The sequence below is a fragment of the Allobosea sp. FW305-C-101 genome (assembly GCF_058783685.1).
The window spans coordinates 1143756-1164761 of sequence record NZ_JBYSYT010000002.1 but is presented as its reverse complement, the minus strand read 5'-3'; the positions used below and the strand labels follow the sequence as shown (position 1 = coordinate 1164761).

General features: G+C 67.4%; 21 protein-coding genes. 14 read left to right on the top strand and 7 right to left on the bottom strand.

What is annotated here, in order from left to right:
- Positions 1-5 precede the first annotated feature (5 nt).
- The 4 genes from AC3WMA_RS13175 to AC3WMA_RS13160 all read right to left on the bottom strand — a co-directional run bounded on the left by AC3WMA_RS13175 (position 6) and on the right by AC3WMA_RS13160 (position 3137).
- The gene (locus AC3WMA_RS13175; protein WP_492285800.1) at positions 6-1145 is read right to left on the bottom strand and encodes a lyase family protein; all 1140 of its coding nucleotides are present in this window, start codon (positions 1143-1145) and stop codon (positions 6-8) included.
- On the bottom strand, positions 1142-1804 hold the full coding sequence (locus tag AC3WMA_RS13170; protein WP_492285799.1) for a 3-oxoacid CoA-transferase subunit B: 663 nt from the start codon (positions 1802-1804) through the stop codon (positions 1142-1144). Before AC3WMA_RS13170 ends, AC3WMA_RS13175 begins: the two co-directional genes overlap by 4 nt.
- The gene (locus AC3WMA_RS13165; protein ID WP_492285798.1) at positions 1804-2514 is read right to left on the bottom strand and encodes a CoA transferase subunit A; all 711 of its coding nucleotides are present in this window, start codon (positions 2512-2514) and stop codon (positions 1804-1806) included. The genes AC3WMA_RS13170 and AC3WMA_RS13165 overlap by 1 nt, the downstream gene beginning before the upstream one ends.
- Positions 2515-2696: 182 nt before the next feature.
- Positions 2697-3137: a PACE efflux transporter gene (locus AC3WMA_RS13160; protein WP_492285797.1), complete on the bottom strand. Its 441-nt coding sequence runs from the start codon at positions 3135-3137 to the stop codon at positions 2697-2699.
- Positions 3138-3225: 88 nt separating this feature from the next.
- On the opposite strand from AC3WMA_RS13160, the gene AC3WMA_RS13155 reads away from it, so the two are divergent.
- The 5 genes from AC3WMA_RS13155 to AC3WMA_RS13135 all read left to right on the top strand — a co-directional run bounded on the left by AC3WMA_RS13155 (position 3226) and on the right by AC3WMA_RS13135 (position 8893).
- Positions 3226-4113 carry a LysR family transcriptional regulator gene (locus AC3WMA_RS13155; protein WP_492285796.1) on the top strand — a complete coding sequence of 296 codons (888 nt, stop codon included), beginning with the start codon at positions 3226-3228 and terminating at the stop codon, positions 4111-4113.
- Positions 4114-4360: 247 nt separating this feature from the next.
- Positions 4361-5926: an ABC transporter substrate-binding protein gene (locus AC3WMA_RS13150; protein WP_492285795.1), complete on the top strand. Its 1566-nt coding sequence runs from the start codon at positions 4361-4363 to the stop codon at positions 5924-5926.
- A gap of 104 nt (positions 5927-6030) precedes the next feature.
- On the top strand, positions 6031-6972 hold the full coding sequence (locus AC3WMA_RS13145; RefSeq protein WP_492285794.1) for an ABC transporter permease: 942 nt from the start codon (positions 6031-6033) through the stop codon (positions 6970-6972).
- Positions 6973-6982: 10 nt separating this feature from the next.
- The gene (locus tag AC3WMA_RS13140) at positions 6983-7828 is read left to right on the top strand and encodes an ABC transporter permease (protein ID WP_492285793.1); all 846 of its coding nucleotides are present in this window, start codon (positions 6983-6985) and stop codon (positions 7826-7828) included.
- 78 nt (positions 7829-7906) lie between these two features.
- Entirely contained in the window at positions 7907-8893 is a 987-nt protein-coding gene (locus AC3WMA_RS13135) for a MurR/RpiR family transcriptional regulator (protein WP_492285792.1), read from the top strand.
- Positions 8894-8908: 15 nt separating this feature from the next.
- On the opposite strand, the gene AC3WMA_RS13130 is transcribed toward AC3WMA_RS13135, so the two are convergent.
- Positions 8909-9781, bottom strand: coding sequence for a MurR/RpiR family transcriptional regulator (locus AC3WMA_RS13130; protein WP_492285791.1), 873 nt, complete (start codon positions 9779-9781; stop codon positions 8909-8911).
- Between the two features lie 96 nt (positions 9782-9877).
- On the opposite strand from AC3WMA_RS13130, the gene AC3WMA_RS13125 reads away from it, so the two are divergent.
- From AC3WMA_RS13125 to AC3WMA_RS13090, 8 genes are all read left to right on the top strand, one after another.
- Positions 9878-11491: an ABC transporter substrate-binding protein gene (locus AC3WMA_RS13125; protein ID WP_492285790.1), complete on the top strand. Its 1614-nt coding sequence runs from the start codon at positions 9878-9880 to the stop codon at positions 11489-11491.
- An 84-nt stretch (positions 11492-11575) separates the two neighbouring features.
- On the top strand, positions 11576-12553 hold the full coding sequence (locus AC3WMA_RS13120) for an ABC transporter permease (RefSeq protein ID WP_492285789.1): 978 nt from the start codon (positions 11576-11578) through the stop codon (positions 12551-12553).
- Entirely contained in the window at positions 12550-13458 is a 909-nt protein-coding gene (locus tag AC3WMA_RS13115; RefSeq protein WP_492285788.1) for an ABC transporter permease, read from the top strand. The genes AC3WMA_RS13120 and AC3WMA_RS13115 overlap by 4 nt, the downstream gene beginning before the upstream one ends.
- The gene (locus AC3WMA_RS13110; protein WP_492285787.1) at positions 13455-14447 is read left to right on the top strand and encodes an ABC transporter ATP-binding protein; all 993 of its coding nucleotides are present in this window, start codon (positions 13455-13457) and stop codon (positions 14445-14447) included. The genes AC3WMA_RS13115 and AC3WMA_RS13110 overlap by 4 nt, the downstream gene beginning before the upstream one ends.
- Complete coding sequence (locus AC3WMA_RS13105) at positions 14444-15475, top strand: ABC transporter ATP-binding protein (RefSeq protein WP_492285786.1); 1032 nt, start codon at positions 14444-14446, stop codon at positions 15473-15475. The genes AC3WMA_RS13110 and AC3WMA_RS13105 overlap by 4 nt, the downstream gene beginning before the upstream one ends.
- Positions 15472-16347 (top strand): alpha/beta hydrolase family protein, encoded by an 876-nt coding sequence (locus AC3WMA_RS13100; protein WP_492285785.1) that lies wholly within the window; start codon positions 15472-15474, stop codon positions 16345-16347. The genes AC3WMA_RS13105 and AC3WMA_RS13100 overlap by 4 nt, the downstream gene beginning before the upstream one ends.
- Before the next feature lie 198 nt (positions 16348-16545).
- Positions 16546-17187: an outer membrane protein gene (locus tag AC3WMA_RS13095; RefSeq protein ID WP_492285784.1), complete on the top strand. Its 642-nt coding sequence runs from the start codon at positions 16546-16548 to the stop codon at positions 17185-17187.
- Positions 17188-17356: 169 nt separating this feature from the next.
- A complete protein-coding gene (locus tag AC3WMA_RS13090; protein WP_492285783.1) occupies positions 17357-18040 on the top strand; it encodes a response regulator transcription factor in 684 nt (227 codons plus the stop codon).
- A gap of 15 nt (positions 18041-18055) precedes the next feature.
- Here AC3WMA_RS13090 and AC3WMA_RS13085 read toward each other — a convergent pair whose 3' ends face one another.
- Complete coding sequence (locus AC3WMA_RS13085) at positions 18056-19384, bottom strand: ATP-binding protein (RefSeq protein ID WP_492285782.1); 1329 nt, start codon at positions 19382-19384, stop codon at positions 18056-18058.
- Between the two features lie 204 nt (positions 19385-19588).
- Between AC3WMA_RS13085 and AC3WMA_RS13080 the strand changes: the two genes are divergently transcribed.
- Positions 19589-20248 (top strand): EipA family protein, encoded by a 660-nt coding sequence (locus AC3WMA_RS13080; RefSeq protein WP_492285781.1) that lies wholly within the window; start codon positions 19589-19591, stop codon positions 20246-20248.
- Between the two features lie 14 nt (positions 20249-20262).
- Here AC3WMA_RS13080 and AC3WMA_RS13075 read toward each other — a convergent pair whose 3' ends face one another.
- Positions 20263-20946 (bottom strand): lysophospholipid acyltransferase family protein, encoded by a 684-nt coding sequence (locus tag AC3WMA_RS13075; RefSeq protein WP_492285780.1) that lies wholly within the window; start codon positions 20944-20946, stop codon positions 20263-20265.
- Positions 20947-21006: the final 60 nt, after the last annotated feature.

The window sequence follows — 21006 nt, the reverse complement described above, 5'->3', positions numbered from 1 at the left end:
GTTCCTCAATCGTCCTCTGCGAGCAGCGCGGCGACCAGGGCTGCGCTCTCGCCGATATCGTTGCCGAGCCCAGCCGCCGCTAGATTGCGGGCGATGGCGGCCTCGTCGATCTCCAGCCCTTCCGCGACCGTCGCCATGGCCTCAGTCGCGCCGGCCGCAAGCAGGAAGAGATCGGCCAGTGCCGGGCCTTCCGCCTGCCAGCCGCCAAGGCCGCGCTCCTGCTCGGCGGGGAGGCCAGCGAGGATGCCGGCAACGAGGCCGGGCGCGCGCAAGGCGGCCGAGAGCGCGACCTGGCAGCCAGTCGGGTTGCGCTTATGGGCCATGGCGGAAGAGCCGCCGCGGCCGGGAATGGCGGGTTCGCGGGCCTCAGTGATACCGTTCTGGGCGAGCAGCGAGACGTCGCGCGCCATCTTGCCGAGCGCGCCGATGGCAATGGCGAGCGCCGTCGCGATGCCGGCGATGCCGCCGCGGCGGGCATGCCAGGGCGGCGCGTCGGGCAGGCCGAGCGCCGCAGCGAGACGGGCGGAGACGGCCGCCGCTTTGCCGTCGAGGCCGGCACGGGAGCCGGCCGCGCCGCCGAATTGTAGGGCGGCACCTGTCTCGACTTCATGGCGCAGGCGGGTTGCGGATTCCGCAACGCCAGCCTGCCAATGCGCGATGCGCAGGCCGAAGCCGATCGGCAGCGCATCCTGCAATAGTGTGCGGCCGATCGCCGGTGTCGCGGCGTGGCGCTTGGCGAGAACGGCAAGCGCCGTCGTGATGCGGATCAGGTCGCGGTCGAGCAGGCCGCTCGCAGCGCGGATCTGGCAGGCCAAAACCGTGTCGGCGACATCCTGACTGGTGGCGCCCTTGTGCAAGGCCTTGGCGGCGTCACCACTCAGGGCGGCGCGCAAGCGCGCCACCAGCGGGATCGCCAGCGTGCCGGCGAGCGCCGCTTCCTCCGCGAGCTCTGCGGGGTCGATCGTGATCGTGGCGCAAAGCTTAGCGATCGCTTCGGCCACCTCGGCGCCGATCAGACCGTCGGCCGCCTCTGCGCGCGCGAGTTCGGCCTCGAAGGCGAGGGCATGACGCAACGTGGCCGCGTCCGAGAACGCGGCCAGCATGGCTGGGGTCGTCGCCGGCCGTGCGCGGAGGAGGCCGCTCACGCGGCCTTTGCGAGGCTTGGCGCGACGGCGAAGGCGGCCTGCGTCTTGGCCTTGATCTCGTCGAGCGTGACGCCCGGCGCGATCTCGACCAGGGTCAGCCCGCCGCCATTGGCCTTGTCGCAGGTCATCACGCAGAGATCGGTGATGATCATGTCGACGACGCCCGCGCCGGTCAGCGGCAGCGAGCAGCGCTCCAGCACCTTGGATTCGCCGGCCTTGTTGGCGTGATCCATCACGACGATGACCTTCTTCACGCCCGCGACGAGGTCCATCGCGCCGCCCATGCCCTTCACCATCTTGCCGGGGATGGTCCAGTTGGCGATGTCGCCATTGGCGGCCACTTCCATGGCGCCGAGGATGGTCAGGTCGATATGGCCGCCGCGGATCATCGCGAAGCTATCGGCCGAGGAGAAGAAGCTCGAGCTCGGCAGCACCGTGATCGTCTGCTTGCCGGCATTGATCAGGTCCGGATCGGCCTCGCCCTCATAGGGGAAGGGACCGATGCCGAGCAGGCCGTTCTCCGACTGCAAGGTGACGTCGACGCCATCAGGAATGTAGTTCGCCACGAGCGTCGGGATGCCGATGCCGAGATTGACGTAGAAGCCGTCTTGCAGCTCCTTGGCCGCGCGGGCGGCGACCTCTTCGCGGGTCCAGGCCATCAGGCTGCCTCCCTCTTGCGCTCGGTCAGCTTCTCGATGCGCTTCTCGTTGATCGTGCTCTTGATGACGCGGTCGACATAGATGCCGGGCGTGTGGATCGCCTCGGGATCGAGCGAGCCGACCGGGACGATCTCCTCGACCTCGGCCACGGTCACCTTGCCGGCGGTCGCCATGTTCGGATTGAAGTTCCGCGCGGTCTTCCGATAGACGAGATTGCCGGCGGTATCGGCCTTCCAGGCCTTGACGATGGCGACATCGGCGCGCAGCCAGGTCTCGCGGACATAGAGCTGGCCCTCGAACTCCTCGACCGGCTTGCCCTCGGCGACCACGGTGCCGACGCCGGTCTTGGTATAGAAGGCCGGGATGCCGGCTCCGCCGGCGCGAATGCGCTCGGCCAGCGTGCCCTGCGGGTTCAATTCCAGCTCCAGCTCGCCGGCGAGATATTGCTGCTCGAACAGCTTGTTCTCGCCGACATAGGACGCGATCATCTTCTTGATCTGGCGGCTCTGCAGCAGCATCCACAGGCCGAAGCCATCGGCGCCGGCATTGTTCGAGATCACGGTGATGTTTTTCACGCCGGAATCGCGGATCTGCGGGATCAGGCTCTCCGGATTGCCCGACAGACCGAAGCCGCCCGACATGATCGTCATGCCATCGAATAGCAGCCCTTCCAGCGCAGCCGCCGGGCCGTCATAGATCTTGCCTGTCATCGTTCCTCCCAGGGCGCGGCCTGCTGCCGCGACATGCATTCGCGCCGGGACGGGCAGGCCGCCCCGGAGGTTCCGGGCGATCAGAATACGATCGCCCGCGAATGTCCATGGCTGCCGTAGCACAGATCGCCGGCAGGCTGGGAGGGCCTAAGCGCTACGACCGCGTCAGGCCGGCGGGAGGCTCAGGCGACGGCCAGCTGTGGCTGCGCCGGGACGGGGAAGACCCGGTCATAGGCGAGATTGAAGAGGAAGGCGTAGACCACGTAGAAAACCACGATGGCGAGGTCCATCACGAGGGTCTCCCACAGGCCCATCCCGAGATACCAGGCCATCGGCGGCAGCAGCAGGACCAGCAATCCGCCTTCGAACAGCAGCGCGTGCAGCACGCGCAGCCGCAGGCTCTTGCGGGTATGGCCGGTGAAGCGAAGCATCGCGTGGTCGAAGCCGAGATTGTAGACGAAGTTCCAGAGCGTCGCGACGGTGGCCGAGCCGACGCCGATCACGCCCATATGGGTCGCCGGCAGGTTGAAGAGCATGGCGCCGCCGGGGATCACCAGCGCCAGCCCGATGATCTCGAACAGCACCGTGTGGCGAACCCGATCGGGGAAGGAGCGCATGGACATCTAAAACACCTGTCGTTCTCGTTGACGCGGTGCCTTCTATCGCTAAATCTGGCTATCTCAAGTTAGTTTGTATCTGGATATCAGATAGATGAATCTCTCCTTCGAGCAGCTGGAGGCCTTCGTCGCGGCGGCCGAGCAGGGCTCCTTCTCGGCTGCTGGCCGCGCGCTGCGCAAGGCGCAGTCGGCGGTGAGCACGCAGGTCGCCAATCTGGAGGAGGACCTGGGCGTCGCGCTGTTCAGCCGGGCCGGGCGCAATCCCGTGCTGACGGCGGCGGGCGAGCGCCTGCTGCGTGAGGCGAAGGTGATCCTGGACCGGCGCGCGCATCTGATCGGCGTCGCCAGCAGTTTCGAGAGTCTTGTCGAGACGCGGCTCGTCGTCGCCATCGACGAGCTGTATCCCGAGCATCTGCTGGGCGCGCTCTTCGCCGATTTCGCGCGGCATTTCCCGCATGTCGAACTGGAATTGCTGTTTCCCTTGATGGAGGATGTCAGCCGGCTCGTCCTGGCCGGTCAGGCCGATATCGGCGTGATGTGGCGCCAGGAGGCGCTGCCGCCGGAGCTAGGCTTCCAGACAGTCGGCTGGGTGCCGATCAAGCTCGTCTGCGGCAAGGGCCATCCGCTCGCCGGCACGCGTGTCGACTGGGAGGAGCTGAAGCGTCATCGCCAGATCCTCGTGGCGGCGCGCGGCGACGGGCCGGAGAAGCAGCGCCTGAGGGTCGCGGCCGAAGTCTGGTGGGTCGAGAGCCATTGGGTGATCCTGCAACTGGTCAAGCAGGGCATCGGTTGGGCCTTCGTCTCCAGCTATGTCATCGCGAACTCGCCGGTGACGGCCGATCTCGTCACGCCCGATCTCCAGTTCGACGATTTCGACCTGCCGGTGGCGCTGGAGATGGTCTGGCACAAGCAGCGCCCCTGCGGACCGGCGGCGCGCTGGCTGCGCGAGCGCTTTGCGGCGGCGCGGATCGGCGCGGCCTGAGCAGGTCCGGTCAGGCCGGGAATCCCCATCCTTAGTGAGATGCCACCTGCTCAGCTGTTCGGATTTAGGAATTAAATTACATATTTGACTTCAGCGCTCCGCGGTGATCGTTGGGTGAAGTCGGGCAGATCTGCGCCCATGGCGGGGGTATCGACGAATCTCGATTGCACTTCGGCTGCCGCTGCGGTAAATGATCCGTAATAAAATTTCATAACGCCGCAAATAGCGGCTTCTACGGGGAGTGATCATGCAGAACGATGTCCTGTCTCGTGCCGGCCTGACGCGCCGTGGCCTCAGCGGCCTTGCCGCCGGTCTCGCGGCCTCGACGATGCTCGCTCCGGTCGCCGCCCTGGCGCAGGGCGCTACGAGCGCTAACCTCGCCATGGTCGGCGAACCACAGTCGCTCGATCCGATGGCCTCGACCGCCGATCTCGTCGGCACGATCATGCAGCACGTTTACGAGCCGCTGTTCACTTTCGACGCCAATTGGGCGATCCAGCCGATGCTGGCGGCGGCCCAGCCGACCGTCTCGGCCGACGGCAAGACCTATGCGATCGAGCTGCGCAAGGGCGTGAAACTCCATAACGGCCGCGAGCTCGATGCCGAGGACGTGGTCGCCTCGCTGAAGCGCTGGCTGGAGATGACGCCGCGCGGCAAGGGCCTCGCCAAGAGCGTCGCGAGCCTGAGTGCCAAGGGCCCGTCGAGCGTCGAGATCGTGCTCAGCAAGGTCGAGCCGGCGTTGCTGGCGCATCTCGCCCTGCCGTCGGGCTTCGCCGCGATCATGGCGAAGGAATCGATTGCCAATCCGCTGGTCGAATTCGTCGGCACCGGCCCCTACAAGTTCCGGGAACGCCGGCCCGACCAGTTCGTCGTCCTCGTCAAGCACGACACTTACGCCTCGCGCAGCGAGCCGGCCTCCGGCTATGCCGGCAAGCGCGAAGCCAAGATCGACGAATTGCGCTTCATTCCCGTGCCGAACGCCAATACCCGTGTCGAGGGCGTGATCGCCGGCCAGTACCAGTTCTCGGACCAGCTGCCGGTCGAGGCCTTCAAGAAGCTGTCGGGTGCCAGCGCGGCGCGCGCCGTGCTGACCATGCCCTTCGGCTTCCCCTATTTCCCGACCAACACCAAGCAGGGGGCGATGACCGATGTGAAGGTCCGCCAGGCCTTCCAGATGGCGCTCGACCTCGAAGAGGTGCTGATGGCCGGCTTCGGCGACCCGAAGTTCTTCGCGCTGGCGCCCGAGCATTTCCCGAAGGGCTCGCCCTTCTTCTCGGAGGCCGGCAAGGACAAATACAGCAAGGCCGACGCTGCCGGCGCCAAGAAGCTGCTGGCCGAGGCCAAGTATGACGGCACGCCGATCCGCATCCTGAACTCCAAGCAGTACGACTTCCATCATCGCATGGCGCTGGTCATGGCCGAGCAGATGAAGGCGGCGGGCTTCAAGGTGCAGCTCGACGTCGTCGACTGGGCCACGCTGATCCAGCGCCGCGGCGACGCCGCTCTCTGGGACATCTACATCACCCACTCGGCCTTCCTGCCGGAGCCGATGCTTTCGCCGCCGCAGCTCGGCGAAGGCGCGCCCGGCTGGTGGTCGAGCCAGGCCAAGGAAGCCGCTCTCACCGTCTTCAACGCAGAGCCCGACCCGGCCAAGCGCGGCGCGCTCTGGGCCAAGGTCCAGCAGGTCGTCTATGACGAGGTGCCCTATATCCGCGCCGGCAATTTCGCCGCGCTCTCCGGCGCCTCGGCCAAGATGAAGGGTTTCGCGGCGATGCCGTGGCCGTCCTTCTGGAACGTCGAACTGGGCAAGTGATCCCAAGGGATCGCCGTCACATCTGACGCCTCCCCGGCGCGGTCTCGACCGCGCCGCTTCTCCTTTTCCCGAAACGCCTGCCTCCAGCCAACGGAGCGTATCCGATGCTCGTGCATCTCGGACGCCGGTTCGCCGGCCTGCTGCTCGTGCTTTTCATCGTCGCCGCACTGGTCTTCTTCCTGACGCGGCTGGCCCCCGGCGACCCGGCCGCGCTGATGCTCGGCGACCAGGCCACGGCCGAGGACATCGCCAAGCTGCGCACTGCCTACGGGCTCGACAAGCCGCTGGTGGTGCAGTTCGTGCTCTGGCTGAAGGAGGTCGCGAGCGGTAATCTCGGCCACTCGATCTTCCTGCAGCGGCCGGTGACGCAGGCCCTACTCGAACGGGCCGAGCCGACCTTCTTCCTGGCGATGTTCTCGCTTGCGATCGCCACCGCGATCGGCGTGCCGGCCGGCATCGCCTCGGCGGTCTGGCGCGGGCGCCCGATCGACCAGGCAGTCAGCGGGCTTGCGATGCTCGCCGCGAATATCCCGAGCTTCTGGCTCGGGCTGATCTTCATCCAGCTCTTCGCGGTCAAGCTCGGCTGGTTCCCGGTCGCCGGCTACGGCTCGCCGGAGGCCAGCCTCGCCGAGCGACTTCAGCACCTCTTGCTGCCTTCTGCCGTGCTCGGCGTGGTCAATTCGGCGCTGATCACGCGCTTCACCCGCGCCAGCATGCTCGACATCCTCAGCGCCGATTTCCTGCGCACGGCGCGGGCGAAGGGCCTGTCCGAGCGGCGCGTGCTGCTGGAGCATGCCTTCCGCAACATCCTCGTGCCGGTCATCACCGTGCTCGGCCTGACGCTGGCGCTGCTGATCGGCGGCGCGATCGTCACCGAGACCGTGTTCGGGCTGCCCGGCGTCGGCAATCTCGTGGTCTCGGCGGTGCTGCGGCGCGACTATCCGGTGATCCAGGGCGCGCTGCTCGCGGTTGCCGCGATCTATGTCCTGATCAACCTCCTCATCGACCTGATCTACACGCTGGTCGATCCGCGCGTCCGTTACTGAGGGGGCGACGATGAACTCACCTGTCCTCGCCTTCTGCCGCAGCCTGTTCCGGCGCAAGCTGGTGCTCGTCGCGACGCTCGTGCTCCTGATCGCCTTCGTGCTGGCGCTGTTCGCGCCCTGGCTTTCGCCCTTCGATCCCGGCGCGATGCGCGTGGTCAGGCGCCTGCGCCCGCCGAGCGAGGTCAACTGGTTCGGTACCGACGAGCTCGGCCGCGACATCTTCTCGCGGGTCGTCTGGGGCGCGCGCGCCTCGCTCGGCATCGGCTTTTCGGTCGTGGTGATCTCGATCACGCTCGGCGCGGCGCTCGGGTTGCTTGCCGGCTATTTCAAGCGGCTCGACGGCCCGATCATGCGGCTGGTCGATGCGCTGATGTCGCTGCCCGATATCCTGCTGGCGATCTTCCTCGTCGCCGTGCTCGGCGCCTCGGCCGGCAATGTCGTGCTGGCCCTGTCGATCGTCTACACGCCGCGCGTGGTGCGGGTCATCCGTGCCTCGACGCTCGTCGTTCGCGAGATGCCCTTCGTCGAATCCGCCCGCTCTATCGGAGCCTCGACCGCTCGCATCCTGTCGATCCATCTCCTGCCCAACATCGCCTCGCCGGTGCTGGTGCAGGCGACCTTCATCTTCGCCTATGCGGTGTTGGCCGAAGCGGGGCTTTCCTTCCTCGGCGCGGGCGTGCCGCCGGAGGTGCCGACCTGGGGCACGATGATCGCGTCCGGCCAGCAATTCGCCGATGATGCCTTCTGGCTTGTCGCCTTCCCGGGCCTGGCCATCGTGTTCGTGGCCCTGTCCTTGCAGATTGTCGGTGATGGCCTGCGCGACATGCTGGACCCGCGCCTCAGAAAGGCGCTGTGATGGCCGCCCGGCCAACGCAGTTCCCGCAGGCCGGCTCTGGCCGGCCTGCATGATCATCTCCAACCGAGGGCTTGCGGCATGACGCGCGGATCCCAAGCCTCCGATATCAACGGCCGGCCTGCCGGGCCTGAGGATACGGTCGGCGCGTCCGATATCCTCAGCGCCATTCGCGCCGGGCTCGACACGATGTCCGAGAGCCAGCGGCGCGTCGGGCGGCTGATCCTCGACGATCCCGACTGGGCGGTGAAGGCCAATGTCGAGGATATCGCGGCCCGGGCCGGTGTCAGTGCCCCGACCATCGTGCGCTTCGCGCGCGCGGCAGGCTGCGAGGGCCTCAAGGATCTCAAGCTGAAGCTCGCCGGCGCGCTGGCGCTGGGCGCGCCGTTCCTGCACCGTTCGGTGCATGTCGGCGAGACCGCCAACGATGTCGTGCGCAACGTCACCGGCAGCGTGACCACGGTCATCGCCGAATGGCAGCGCCGGCTCGACCCGGCCGAGCTCGACCGGGCGGCGGCGGCGATCAAGCGGGCGCGGCGGATCGACTGCCTCGGCACCGGCGCGACCTCGCATTTCCTGGCGCAGGACCTGCAGGCGCGGCTGTTCCGCCTGGGTCTGACCGCGAACGCCTTCTCGGACGCGCATTTCCAGCTCGTTGCGGCAGCGACTCTGACCTCGGCCGATGTGCTGGTTGCGATCTCCTTCGTCGGGCGCATGCCGGCGCTCTTGCGTGCCGTCGAGGTCGGCCGGGAGCGGGGCGCGACCGTGATCGTGCTGACGCAGACCGGGACGCCGCTCGCCGAACTCGGCCATATCGTGGTGCCGATCGACGTGCCGCGCGATGCGACCATGCTGGTCGGCACCGACGCCTATGTCGTGCAGCTGATCGCGATCGAGGTGCTCATGATCCTCGTCGGCCTGCGGCAGGGGCCGGGGCTGATCGCGCGGATGAACGATCTCCAGCACGTGCTCAACACCTATGGCGTCGATCGCGAGGACCCTTCCGTGCTGCATGCCGGCTGGCGGCAGATGCTGGAATCCGCGGACGGTACATCCGAGACCGATTGATCCCGGTGCTGCCGGCTACTGGTGGAAGGTCCAGAGCAGGCTTTCGCTGAGTTCCTTGAGGGCTTCGACCGCATCCGGCCGCTCGCGCGCGACGGCGGCAATCAGCGCATCGGCCAGGGCGAAGACGGCGGTCGGCGAGTTCGGCAGCAAGCGGCTGCGGGCCGGGGCGAAGAGCGTGACATCGGCGACGGGGGCGAGCGGCGAGGTCGGGCTGTCGGTCAGCGCCAGCAGTGAGGCGCCGCGCTTCTTGGCGAAACTCGCGAGATCCAGCGTGGCGCGGGAATAACGCGGCACCGAGATCGCGACGACGAGGTCGTCGGGGCGGGCCGACATCATGTGCCGGATGGCGCGCTCCGGGCCGGTGCGCGATGACGCGAAGATCACGTCGGCATCGAGATAGAGCGCGAGCCCGTCCTCCAGGAACGAAGCGACATGATGGCTGGCGCCGGAGGCCGCGATGAAGACGCGCGGCGCCTTCAGGAGTAATTCGACAGCCTTCGTCACGGAAGACTCGTCGAGCCCGTCGCGAGAGGCCTGGAGATTGGCGTTCTGGTCGGCGAGCGCGGCGGTGAAGGTCGCGAAGATCGAGCCGGCGGCGGAGCGGGCGCCGGCGAAGCTGTCGACCGGGTCATGGGCGAATTTCAGGGCTGCCGAAAGCCCCCCGCGGAATTCGCTGTAGTTGGCGTAGCCGAGCGCCCTGACAAAGCGCGTCACCGTCGCGTTGGAGGTGCCGCTGCCCTCGGCCAACCCCTCGATCGTCATGGTCGCGACATCGAGCGGGTGCTGCAGCACGAAATCGGCAGCGCGACGATGGCCGTTGCTCAGCGACGGGTAAATCTGGGCGATCCGATTGGAAAGGTCCGTCGTCGGCTTCAGGCCCTGTGACATGCGCGGCTACCCGATTGACGTTCGAAAATTTTCATGTTTGCTACTAGACGAAAATAAAACTGTCAAAAGCGGTTTCAACCGGGAGCGGACCTGATCATGCGTAAACCCATTTTCCTTGCGGCCTTCGCGGCCGCTTGCCTTGCCGGCACGACCGTCTCGGCGCAGACGCTGCGCATCGCCTTGGCTTCGGAGCCGACGGCCGTCGATCCGCATTACCACGACCTCACCCCCAACAATGCACTGGCCCAGCATATCTTCGACTCGCTGGTGCGCCAGGACGAGCAGCAGAAGCTGCATCCCGGCCTCGCCACCGCCTGGGAGAACGATGGCAAGAACCGCTGGACCTTCAAGCTGCGCGACGGCGTGAAGTTCACCAATGGCAAGCCGTTCACCGCCGAGGACGTGGTCTTCACCTTCTGCCGCACGCTGAAGAACGAGACCAAGGTCTCCGATTCCTTCGCCGACATCACCGGCAATTTCGCCTCGGTCGAGACGCCCGACGCTCAGACGCTGGTGATCAACACGAAGGAGCCCGAGCCGCTGCTGCCGAACCTGCTGTCGGGCTTGAGCATCCTCTCGGCCTCGATCGTCGAGCATGGCGCGATCAGCTACGACGTCGCCAAGAACTGCGGCGTCACCGGCCCCTGGCCGACCGTGACCGGCTTCAACGACGGCACGCTCGCCGTCGGCACCGGCCCCTACAAGCTCAAGTCCTATGTGCGGGGCTCCGCGATCGAGCTCGAGCGCAACCCGACCCATTGGGGCAAGGCCGAGCCCTGGGCGACCGTGCGCCTGCTTCCCGTCACCAATGCTGGCCCGCGCCTCGCCGGCCTGCTCGCTGGCGATTACGATGTGATCGAGAACCCGGCGGCACGCGATCTCGGCCGGATCAAGGACGACAAGCGCTTCGGCCATGTCATCACGCCCTCGACCCGCGTCGTCTATTTCCAGCTCGACGTCGCCCGCGACCAGAGCCCCTTCGTCAAGTCCGAGGACGGCAAGAACCCGCTGCAGGACCTGCGCGTCCGCAAGGCGATGTCGCTTGCCATCGATCGCGACGCCATCGTGAAGCGTATCATGGACGGTGCCGCGGAGCCGGCCTACCAGTACCTGCCGACCGGCATGTTCGGCACGCGGGCGAACCCGCCGAAGCTGGCCTATGATCCGGCGCAAGCGAAGAAGCTCCTGGCCGAAGCCGGCTATCCCAAGGGCTTCCAGCTCACGCTCTCGACCACCAACGACCGCTACATCAACGACAGCCAGATCACCCAGGCCGTCGCACAGTACCTGACCCAGGTCGGCATCAAGGCCGAGGTCGACGCGATGACCCGCGCGATCTACTTCCCGCGCCGCGCCAAGAAGGAATTCTCGGTCGCGATCGGCGGCTGGGGCTCCGGCACCGGCGAGGCGGCGTCGTTCCTGCGCCAGTGGCCGCCGACCCCGAACGAGGCCAAGACGATCGGCGGCTCGAACTATGGCGGCTACAAGAACGACCAGTTCGACAAGATCATCCGCGAGGCCATCACCACGCTCGACGACAGCAAGCGCGCGTCGCTGCTGCAGGAAGCCGGCAAGATCGTCATCGACGACTACGCCTTCATCCCGCTGCACTTCGAGAGCGGCATCTGGGCCTTCAAGTCCGAGCTCGACGTCAAGGGCCGCGCCGACCAGTTCATGCTGGCGATGTCGGTGAAGCCGAAGGCCAAGTAAGCCGCCGGCCGACAGGCCATCGACAAGCCGGGCCGCCTCTCGCAGGGCGGCCCGTGAACCATTGAGCGGAGCTGGTCGAGCGTCATGAGCGCCTATGTCCTGCAGCGACTGATCCAGAGCGTGCTCGTGCTGCTCGCGGTCTCGGTCGTGGTGTTCTTCGCCGTCTACGGCATCGGCGATCCGATCGAACTGCTCGTCTCGCCCTCGGCCAGCGCGGCCGAGCGCGAGGCGCTGGTCCGGCGTCTCGGCCTCGACCTGCCGGTCTGGCAACAATATTTCGTCTTCATGGGCAACGCCTTGAAGGGCGATCTCGGCCGCTCCTTCGTGCATGGCGTGCCGGCGATCGAGCTGATCCTCGGCCGCCTGCCCGCGACCTTCGAGCTCGTCCTGCTCTCGATGACGCTCGCTATCGTCACCGGTGTGCCGCTCGGGCTCTATGCCGGGCTCGACCCGGACAGCCGTCCGTCGCGCATCATCATGGGCAGCACCATTCTCGGCTTCTCGCTGCCGAGCTTCTGGAAGGGCATGATGCTGATCCTGCTCTTCGCGGTGGTGCTCGGCTGGCTGCCCACGGCGGGACGTGGCGAGACGGTCTCGGTCCTGGGCATCCAGACCAGCCTGCTGACCCGGGACGGGCTTAGCCATCTCGCCCTGCCGGCGATCAATCTCGCGATCCCCCAGATGGCGTTGATGATCCGCCTCGTCGCTGCCGGCACGACCGAGGCGATGACGCAGGATTACGTCAAATACGCGCGCGCCAAGGGCGTGAAGCCGCGCCGCGTCGTCGGCCGGCATGTGCTGCGCAATATCCTGATCCCGGTCGTCACCGTGGTCGGCATCGAGTTCGGCAGCCTCGTCGCCTTCTCGACGATCACCGAGACGGTCTTCGCCTGGCCGGGGATGGGCAAGCTGCTGATCGACTCGGTCTACCAGCTCGATCGGCCGGTGGTCGTCGCCTATGTGCTGCTGGCGACGCTGCTCTTCGTCACCGTCAACTTCCTCGTCGACATCCTCTATGCCGCGCTCGACCCGCGGGTGAAGCTGACGGGAGATATGGCATGAACGCCCCAGCGAAAGCCCCGGCCATCCCCGCCTATGCCGACACGCCGCTCCGCGAGAAGGTGCTGCGCCGCATCCGCAACCGGCCGACGACGCGTGGCGCCGCGATCCTGCTCGGCATCATGGTTGCGCTCGCCCTGCTCGCGCCCTTCATCACGCCGCAGAACCCGCATGACCTCGCTGCGCTCAGCGTGATGGACAACCGCCTGCCGCCGGGCGAGGCCGGCATGAACGGCATGACCTATTGGCTCGGCACGGATTCGCAGGGCCGCGATATGCTGAGCGCGATCCTCTACGGCCTACGCACCAGCCTGATGGTCGGGCTCACCGCGACGCTGGGGGCGCTCTTCATCGGCATCTCGGCCGGGCTCGTGGCGGCGCAGTTCGGCGGGGTCGTCGATGCCGTGATCATGCGCGTCGTCGACTTCATGCTCGGCTTCCCCTCGATCCTGATCGCGCTGGTGCTGCTCGCTTCGATCGGGCGCGGGGTCGACAAGGTCATCCTCGCCATCGTGCTGGTGCAATGGGCGCAATATGCCCGGTTGATGCGCGCTTCCGCGCTGGTCGAGCGGCGCAAGGAATACATCGAGGCGGCGCTCAATTTCGGCCTGCCGACCCGGCACATCATGATCGCGCATCTGCTGCCGAACTCGGTCGGCTCCGTGCTGGTCGTCGCCTCGATCAGCATCGCCGGCGCGATCACGCTGGAGGCGACGCTGTCCTTCCTCGGTGTCGGCGTGCCGGTGACGCAGCCCTCCCTCGGCCTGCTCATCGCCAACGGCTTCGAGTTCCTGCTCTCCGGCGAATACTGGATCGCGGTTTTCCCCGGCATCGCGCTGGTCCTGCTGATCGGCTCGCTCAACCTCGTCGGCGACCGGCTGCGCCGCAGCTTCAACGTGCGCTCATGACCGATCTCACAACCAACCCCTTGCTCGAGGTTCGTGGCCTCAGGACCGTCTTCCATGCGCTCGACGGCGCCTGGCCCGCCGTCGACGGCGTCGATCTCAGCGTCTCGCGCGGCGAGGTCTTGGGGCTCGTCGGCGAATCCGGTTCCGGCAAGTCGGTGACCGGCTTCTCGCTGGTGCGCCTGATCGATCCGCCCGGCGAGATCGTCGCGGGCACGATCAGCTTCGGCGGCGAAGACCTGCGCGCTGCGACCGAGGAGCGCCTGCGCGACCTCCGGGGCGACCGCATCGCCATGATCTTCCAGGACCCGCTGATGACCCTGAATCCGGTGCTCAGCATCGGCGAGCAGATGAGCGAGGCGATCCTGGAGCATCGCGATTGCAGCCGCGAAGAAGCGCTCGGCGAAGCGGCGAAGGCGCTGGCCCGCGTCGGCATCTCCTCGCCGGAAGCGCGGCTGAAGCAGTTTCCGCACGAGTTCTCCGGCGGCATGCGCCAGCGCGTCGCGATCGCGACCGCGTTACTCAACGCACCCGACCTGATCATCGCCGACGAGCCGACGACGGCGCTCGACGTCACCATCCAGAGCCAGATCCTGTTCGAGGTGCAGAAGCTCGCCCGCGAGACCGGCACGGCCGTGCTCTGGATCACGCACGACCTCGCGGTCGTGGCCGAGCTCGCCGACCGGGTGGCGGTGATGTATGCCGGCCGCGTCGTCGAGATCGGACCGGTGGACGCGGTGCTCGACGCACCGCGCCATCCCTATACGCTCGGCCTGCTCCATTCCTCGGCCGCCAATGTCGCGCCGGGCGAGCGCCTGAACCAGATCGACGGCGTCGCGCCGCGTATCGATGCCCGCCCGAGCGGCTGCCCGTTCCGGCCGCGCTGCCCGCGCGTCCAGCCGGTTTGCGCCGAGCGCGATCCTGAAACGACAGGCGAGGGCGTGCACCGCTTCCGCTGCCACAATCCGGTGCCGGTGGGAGAAGCGGCATGAGTGCTTCGACAACCGCCCAGACCGGCGCCCCGATCATCGAGCTCAAGGGCATAACCAAGCATTTCCGCCGCAAGCCGACCTTGGCGGAACGCATCCTGATGGCGACCGGGCGGGGCAAGGCGCCGCCGGTGCTGCGCGCCGTCGACGGTATCGATCTCAGCGTCAAGCGCGGCGAAGTGCTCGGCCTCGTCGGCGAATCCGGCTGCGGCAAGTCCACGCTGGCGCGTGTCGTCACCGGCATCCTGCAGCCGACGACCGGCGAGGTGGTCTACGAGCAGCGGCCGGTCGTGGGGCTCAAGGGCCAGGAACGGCTCGATTTCCTGCTGAAGGTCCAGATGATCTTCCAGGACCCTTACGCTTCGCTCGACCCGCGCATGAAGGTCAGCCGCATTGTCGGCGAGGCCTTGAGCGTCCACAAGCTCCTGCCCAAGGCGGAGATCGATGGGGCGGTTGACCAGGCGCTGAGCGAGGTCGGGCTCGATCTCGCCTATCGCGAACGCTATCCGCACCAGTTCTCGGGCGGCCAGCGCCAGCGCATCGGCATCGCGCGGGCGCTGGCCGTGAAGCCGGATTTCCTGGTCTGCGACGAGCCGGTTTCGGCGCTCGACGTCTCGATCCAGGCGCAGGTGATCAACCTGTTCATGGATGTGCGCGAGCGCCACGGCCTGACCTATCTCTTCGTCAGCCATGATCTCGGCCTCGTGCGCCATATCAGCGACCGCGTCGCGATCATGTATCTCGGCCGCATCGTCGAGGTCGGCACGGCGGCGGAGATCTTCGCCAAGCCGGCGCATCCCTATAGCGCCGCGCTGATCGCCGCGATTCCCTCGGCGGCGCGGCGCAAGCGCGCCTTCCAGCCGCTCAAGGGCGAGTTGCCCTCGCCCCTGGCGCCGCCGCCGGGCTGTCCGTTCCATCCGCGCTGCGAGCAGGCGATGCCGGTCTGCCGCGAGGTCCGGCCGGTTCTCACCGAGATCGCGCCCGGCCGCAGCGCCGCCTGCCATCTGCACAAGGCTCCGGAGGCCGCATGACCACCACGACCCTGAACCCGCCGACCGGGCGCAGCGCGCTGCCCTTCATCGACGTCAGCCATCCGGACAAGCCGTTGGAGGTCAATTTCTACCGCCCGGCGCGGCACCAGCCGAACGATCCCGTGATCGTCGTGCAGCACGGCATGCTGCGCAATGGCGACGACTACCGCGATTTCTGGATCGACGCGGCCGAGAAGCACAACCTGCTGATCGTCGCACCGACCTTCCCGAACGAGCCTTTCCCCAAGGCCGAAGGCTACAACAATGGCCTGGTCGTTTCGGGCGATGGCGCGATCGTCCCGCGCACTGAGTGGCTCTATGCTGTGCCCGGCCGCGTGATCGACGCGCTGCGTGCCGCCGGCGTGATCGACAAGCCGGTGATCCGCATCTTCGGCCACTCGGCCGGCGGCCAGTTCGTGCATCGCATGCTGGCAACGGAAGGCGGCGCGCTGTTCGCGGCGGCGATGGCCTCCAATCCCGGCTGGTACACCTTGCCGACGCCGGAGCGGAATTTTCCGGAAGGGCTCGGCGGGCTTGGGCTCGACAAGGCGGCGCTGACGCGCTGGCTCGCCTATCCGATGATCCTCTTCGCCGGCGATCGCGACATCGCGACGGATGACCCGAACCTGCCGGCGCAGGCGGAAGCCCTGGCGCAGGGGCCGCATCGCTATGGCCGTGCGCATTTCATGCTCGATTTCGGCAAGGCCGAAGCCGCGCGTCTCGGCGTGCCCTGCAACTGGCAACTGCTCACGGTTGCCGGCATCGGCCATGACGGGGCGGCGATGTCCCGCGCGGCCGCGTCCTACTGGTTCGAGGGCGGCCGGATTCCGCCGGCCGAGGAGCTCGGCAAGCAGGCGGCTCCGGTTCTCTGACCAGCCTCTATCCGGCCCCGCCCACCATCGGCGGGGCCTTTTTTCGACATCGCTCGGCTTCGGCCGTCCTTGCCCTCGGAATGGGCAACCTTGCCGTAATCTTCGCCCGCAATCTGCGCATGCCGGCCCGCTCCGACCCACGGAGCCGAATCGGCTGGCAGATGTGTCGGTGGCGAGGAGCCCCGCAAGGAGTAATCGATGTCTCGTATCCTTCCGATGGCCGCCCTCGGCCTGATGGCCCTGTTCGCGTTGCCCGCCGAGGCGGCCGACCGGGCACGGCCGCGGCCCCAGGAATGGCCGGCCTATTCGGCGCCGCGTGCCTATAACTGGAATGGCCTCTATGTCGGCGCGCATGCCGGCGGCGCCTTCGACCGCTTCAACGGCGTCAGCAAGAAGAGCCGCAACGAAGTGCTGTTCGGCGGACAGGTCGGCTACAACGTCCAGATGGGCACGATGCTCTTCGGCGTCGAAAGCGACCTGTCGATGAACGGCTTCGGCAAGGGCTCGAAGCGTGGCAGCGGCACCAGTGCCGACATGCGCTATGTCGGAACGCTGAAGGCGCGCGCCGGTGTCACCTTCGACCGCCTGCTGGTCTACGGAACCGGTGGTCTCGCCTATGGCAGCATCAAGGCGAGCGACGGCCTGCTCTCCAAGACGCGCGGCAAGACCGGCTATGTCGTCGGCGCCGGCGCCGAATACGGCATCACCGATAATCTCTCGGCCAAGGTCGAGTACAACTACGTCTCGCTTGGCAAGGACAACTTCCAGCTCGGCAACAGCCGCACGCGGGTCGGCGTCACCGAGCATCTGGTCAAGGCCGGCCTGAACTACCGGTTCTGATCGCGCAGGTTCCGGGCCGGCCCGTCAGCCGGCCTGGTTCGGGTTGCGGTACACCGCGCGTGCGTCGCTGTCGCGCCGACCGCAACCGGTCATGGGTGGAGCGTCATGTCTGGATTTGTCGCCCCTTCTCCGACATGACGTTCCATCCATGCATCACCACGGACGTGACATGCGCGCTTTGATTGTCGAGGACGAGCCGGAGCTCATGTCCTATCTCTCGCTGTTGCTCGGCAATGCGGGGCTGGTCGTGGACCGCACGGATAGCGTGGAAACCGCGCTTGCGGCCCTGCGGACGGCGCCGTTCGACATCGCCGTGGTCGACCGGCGCCTGCCCGATGGCGACGGGCTGTCGATCGTCAAGGCGATGGCCACGGCGGAGAACCGCCCGGCTTTCCTGATGCTGACCGCGCGTGACGCCAAGCCCGACGTGATCGAGGGCTTGAACGGCGGGGCGGACGATTATCTGGTCAAGCCGTTCGAGCCGGGCGAACTGATCGCACGCGTCCGCGTTCTCGCACGCCGGCGCAATCCGAAGCGCTCTCTCGTCCTCAATGCGGGCAATCTCTCGCTCGATCTCGAAGGCCGCAACGCCTCGGTCGGGACGGAAGCGCTCGACCTGCGTCGGCGCGAGGCGCTGATCCTGGAGGCATTGGTCCAGCGCACCGGCCGCGTCGTGACGCGCGACGTGCTGATCGAGGCGGTCTACGGCTTCGACGACCTGATCGAGTCCAACACGCTGGAAGCGCAGATCTCGCGGGTCCGGCGCAAGCTCCGCGATGCCGGGGCGGATGTCGAAATCACTTCGCTGCGCGGCATCGGCTATATCCTGAAGAAGGCCGAGCCGGCGCTGTAGCGCGGCTTGTTCCGACTAAACGACCCGGAAGGTCAGGCGGATCGTCGTGCCGCCGCCTTCGGTGTCGCTGAGATCGAGCGTGCCGCCATGGGCGGCCATGATGTCGCGCACGATCGTCAGGCCGAGCCCGGCACCGGTCGAATGCGGCGACATCCGGTTGAACGGCTCGGTGACCTGCGCGCGCTTGGCGGCGGTGATCCCGATGCCGTCGTCGCTGACCTCCAGCACGCTGCCGTCGATGACCTTGACCAGGATGGAGGAGCGCGCCTGCGCGTGGCGCAGCGCATTGTCGATGAGGTTGGCGAGCGCCGCGCGGGTGGTGGCCTCGTTGGCTGCGATCAGGACATCGCGCGTCCCTTCCTCTTCGAGCGCGATGCCGATGCCGTTGCTGAGCACGAGCGGGGCGAGATCGGCGAGCACATCGCGCGCCAGTACATTGAGGCGCAATGGCTCGAAGGGCAGCTCGGTGTTGTGCAGCCGGGCGAGCTGCAGCATCGAGGAGACGATGGTGGTGAGGCGGCTGACATCGGTCGTCAGCGCCAGGCGCTCGCCCTCGTCGGACAGCGAATCCACCTTGGTGCGCATCACCGCGAGCGGCGTGCGCAGTTCATGCGCGACATTGTTCATGAAGCGCCGCTGCACCTCCATATTGCCCGCTATCTGGTCGAGCGCCGAGTTCAGCGCGGTCGTCAGCGGCATCAATTCGACCGGGGTCTCCTCCGTCGGCAGCAGGCCACGTGGGGCACGCGGATCGATCCGGGCGGCGGCCTCGGCGGCGCTACGCAAGCGGCTGGTGATGTAGGACACCGACATGGCGATCGCCGCGGCGATCATGATCCCGAACACGACCGAGATCGCTGCTGCGGAACCTGCGATGGCGCGCAGGAAATAGCCGAGGATCACGGCCCAACCCGGCCGCCCGCCGCCGGTGGCGACGAGGATGCGGCTGCCGTCCTGCTCGGCGACGTCGACCGAGAGCGCGTCGTCGCCGCCGACCCGCATCTGCGCGGCGATGGTCGGGCCGTCCAGCCGGATGTCGATCGGCAGGCCCGGCCGCAATTCTGGCGCATACTCGACGACCGAACGTCCGTCGGAGACCAGATACCAGAGCAGCGGGCTGGCCTGCTCGACCTTGATCAGGCCCGGCGATTTCTCGACCTGCAGCGCCGCGCTGCCGGAGGGGCGCACGCTTTGCCGAATGATCTGGGAGGTGACATCGTTGCGTAGGACGCCCGGGTCCTCGGTGATGAAGGTGAAGGCGAGCACGGACGCGATGAAGGCGACGAACAGCACGATGCCGAGCAGCGTCAGCCGGATGGTGAGGGCGCGCGAGAGCGAGGTCATCGCCGGGCACCCGTCAGCCGCCGCGCGCGTTTCGACGCAGGGGATATCGAAACGGTTTCAACGTTGCGGGTCGTCACGGAGCCTCTGTGCGGGTATGGCTTCTCGGGCCGGGGGCGTCGCCCTGCCGGGCCCTGCATGGACCGTATCACCGTTGCCGTTCAACCCCCTCATGGATCGCCTCGCCTGATGCATGCGCCGCGCGCCATGGCCGGACGATTCCGCCAGCGCCTGGCGCTGGCGGTTCTGCTCGCCATCGCGCAGATTCAGGCGCCGGTCTTCGCGCAAGGCGTTCCCCAACGAGACGATATCAGGCCCGGCCAATTGCCGACCGCGTCGCGACATGACATCGCCAGGCTGGTCGATGGTGTGTTCGACACGGCCTCCAAGACCGTCAGCGTGCCGATCGAGCGCTCGCTGGCGCTGTTCGGCGAACCGAACGCCTATATCGTCGGCGGCGAGCTCAGCGGGTCTTTCGTGGTCGGCGGGCGGCATGGCAGCGGCGAATTGCGGTTCTCGGACGGGATACCGATGCCGGTGATCTGGTCGGCGCTCTCGGTCGGCATCGGGCTCGGCGCCGATTACGGGCGGGTGATCATGCTGGTCTACGGGCTCGACCGGCAGGAGGATGTGTTCGGCACCTATGCCAGCCTCGGCGGCAGCGCGCATTTTCTCGCCGGTGCGAATGCGACCATCCTTGCCTCCAGCCGGGCGCGGATCGTGCTGATTTCGTCGGGACTCGGCCTCAGGCTTTCGGGAGACCTTAGCCGGATTCGGATCGAGCCCGGCGGCGAGCCGGAGACGCTGCGCCCGCCCGCGGATATCTGCGGAGCGCCCGGCGGCTGCGCGCCGCCAGGGCGCCGCTGAAGCGGGGGGCCGGGTCAGCGTTCGCTGCCGATATTGCGTTGAGCGACGGCATGGAGCTCGTCGAGGCGCTCCGAAATATCCATGGCGATCAGGCCGATCTCGCGAGCGTCGGCGGCCTTGCGCACGTAAAGAGGCTCGGACCAGAGGACGCAGCCGCGCCCGAAGGGCAGGGCGATGCTGGCGCGGTCCCAATTGTCGAGATCGACCCGCGCACTGGTGACGGCCGCGAAGAGATAGATCGGCCTGCCGGTCGCGCGGGCGAGCTGGACGGCGCCCTTGCCGGCGATGCGCGACAGCTTGGGGACATCGGCGGTCAGCATCAGGCTCGTGCCCTGACGCAGGGCTTCGCGCATCTCGAAGAAGGCCGGGACGGAGCGCTTCGCCATGATCTTGGCCGGGGTCTGCGTGCCGGAGCCGCGGATGCTGCGAAATCCGGCGCGCTCGACCACGGAGCTGACGACCGCCCCGTCGAAGTGGAGCGAGGTCAGGACCGCGACGCGCGTGGCACCTTCGAGCGCGGCGAGGGTCAGCATCTGCTGGCCATGCCAGGTCAGGGCGATGAAGGGCTCGCGGTTGCGCTCCCAGGGGCGGGCGCCGGGGATGACCGGCTTGAAGCGCGTCGTCCGCTTGATCAGGTCGAGATAGGCGTGCAGGGCGCGGCCGGCGAGTGCCGCCGACCGGTCTGGGTTGAAGAGCATCGTCCGATCTCCGCGATGAGAATCATCGGGAGTGGTCGGCGCGGCGGCTTGCTGGAACAT

Coding starts and splice junctions, on each gene's coding strand:
- AC3WMA_RS13170 (WP_492285799.1), bottom strand. CDS start 1,804: ATGGCCTGGACCCGCGAAGAGGTCGCCGCCCGCGCGGCCAAGGAGCTG.
- AC3WMA_RS13165 (WP_492285798.1), bottom strand. CDS start 2,514: ATGACAGGCAAGATCTATGACGGCCCGGCGGCTGCGCTGGAAGGGCTG.
- AC3WMA_RS13160 (WP_492285797.1), bottom strand. CDS start 3,137: ATGTCCATGCGCTCCTTCCCCGATCGGGTTCGCCACACGGTGCTGTTC.
- AC3WMA_RS13155 (WP_492285796.1), top strand. CDS start 3,226: ATGAATCTCTCCTTCGAGCAGCTGGAGGCCTTCGTCGCGGCGGCCGAG.
- AC3WMA_RS13150 (WP_492285795.1), top strand. CDS start 4,361: ATGCAGAACGATGTCCTGTCTCGTGCCGGCCTGACGCGCCGTGGCCTC.
- AC3WMA_RS13145 (WP_492285794.1), top strand. CDS start 6,031: ATGCTCGTGCATCTCGGACGCCGGTTCGCCGGCCTGCTGCTCGTGCTT.
- AC3WMA_RS13140 (WP_492285793.1), top strand. CDS start 6,983: ATGAACTCACCTGTCCTCGCCTTCTGCCGCAGCCTGTTCCGGCGCAAG.
- AC3WMA_RS13135 (WP_492285792.1), top strand. CDS start 7,907: ATGACGCGCGGATCCCAAGCCTCCGATATCAACGGCCGGCCTGCCGGG.
- AC3WMA_RS13130 (WP_492285791.1), bottom strand. CDS start 9,781: ATGTCACAGGGCCTGAAGCCGACGACGGACCTTTCCAATCGGATCGCC.
- AC3WMA_RS13125 (WP_492285790.1), top strand. CDS start 9,878: ATGCGTAAACCCATTTTCCTTGCGGCCTTCGCGGCCGCTTGCCTTGCC.
- AC3WMA_RS13120 (WP_492285789.1), top strand. CDS start 11,576: ATGAGCGCCTATGTCCTGCAGCGACTGATCCAGAGCGTGCTCGTGCTG.
- AC3WMA_RS13115 (WP_492285788.1), top strand. CDS start 12,550: ATGAACGCCCCAGCGAAAGCCCCGGCCATCCCCGCCTATGCCGACACG.
- AC3WMA_RS13110 (WP_492285787.1), top strand. CDS start 13,455: ATGACCGATCTCACAACCAACCCCTTGCTCGAGGTTCGTGGCCTCAGG.
- AC3WMA_RS13105 (WP_492285786.1), top strand. CDS start 14,444: ATGAGTGCTTCGACAACCGCCCAGACCGGCGCCCCGATCATCGAGCTC.
- AC3WMA_RS13100 (WP_492285785.1), top strand. CDS start 15,472: ATGACCACCACGACCCTGAACCCGCCGACCGGGCGCAGCGCGCTGCCC.
- AC3WMA_RS13095 (WP_492285784.1), top strand. CDS start 16,546: ATGTCTCGTATCCTTCCGATGGCCGCCCTCGGCCTGATGGCCCTGTTC.
- AC3WMA_RS13090 (WP_492285783.1), top strand. CDS start 17,357: ATGCGCGCTTTGATTGTCGAGGACGAGCCGGAGCTCATGTCCTATCTC.
- AC3WMA_RS13085 (WP_492285782.1), bottom strand. CDS start 19,384: ATGACCTCGCTCTCGCGCGCCCTCACCATCCGGCTGACGCTGCTCGGC.
- AC3WMA_RS13080 (WP_492285781.1), top strand. CDS start 19,589: ATGGCCGGACGATTCCGCCAGCGCCTGGCGCTGGCGGTTCTGCTCGCC.
- AC3WMA_RS13075 (WP_492285780.1), bottom strand. CDS start 20,946: ATGCTCTTCAACCCAGACCGGTCGGCGGCACTCGCCGGCCGCGCCCTG.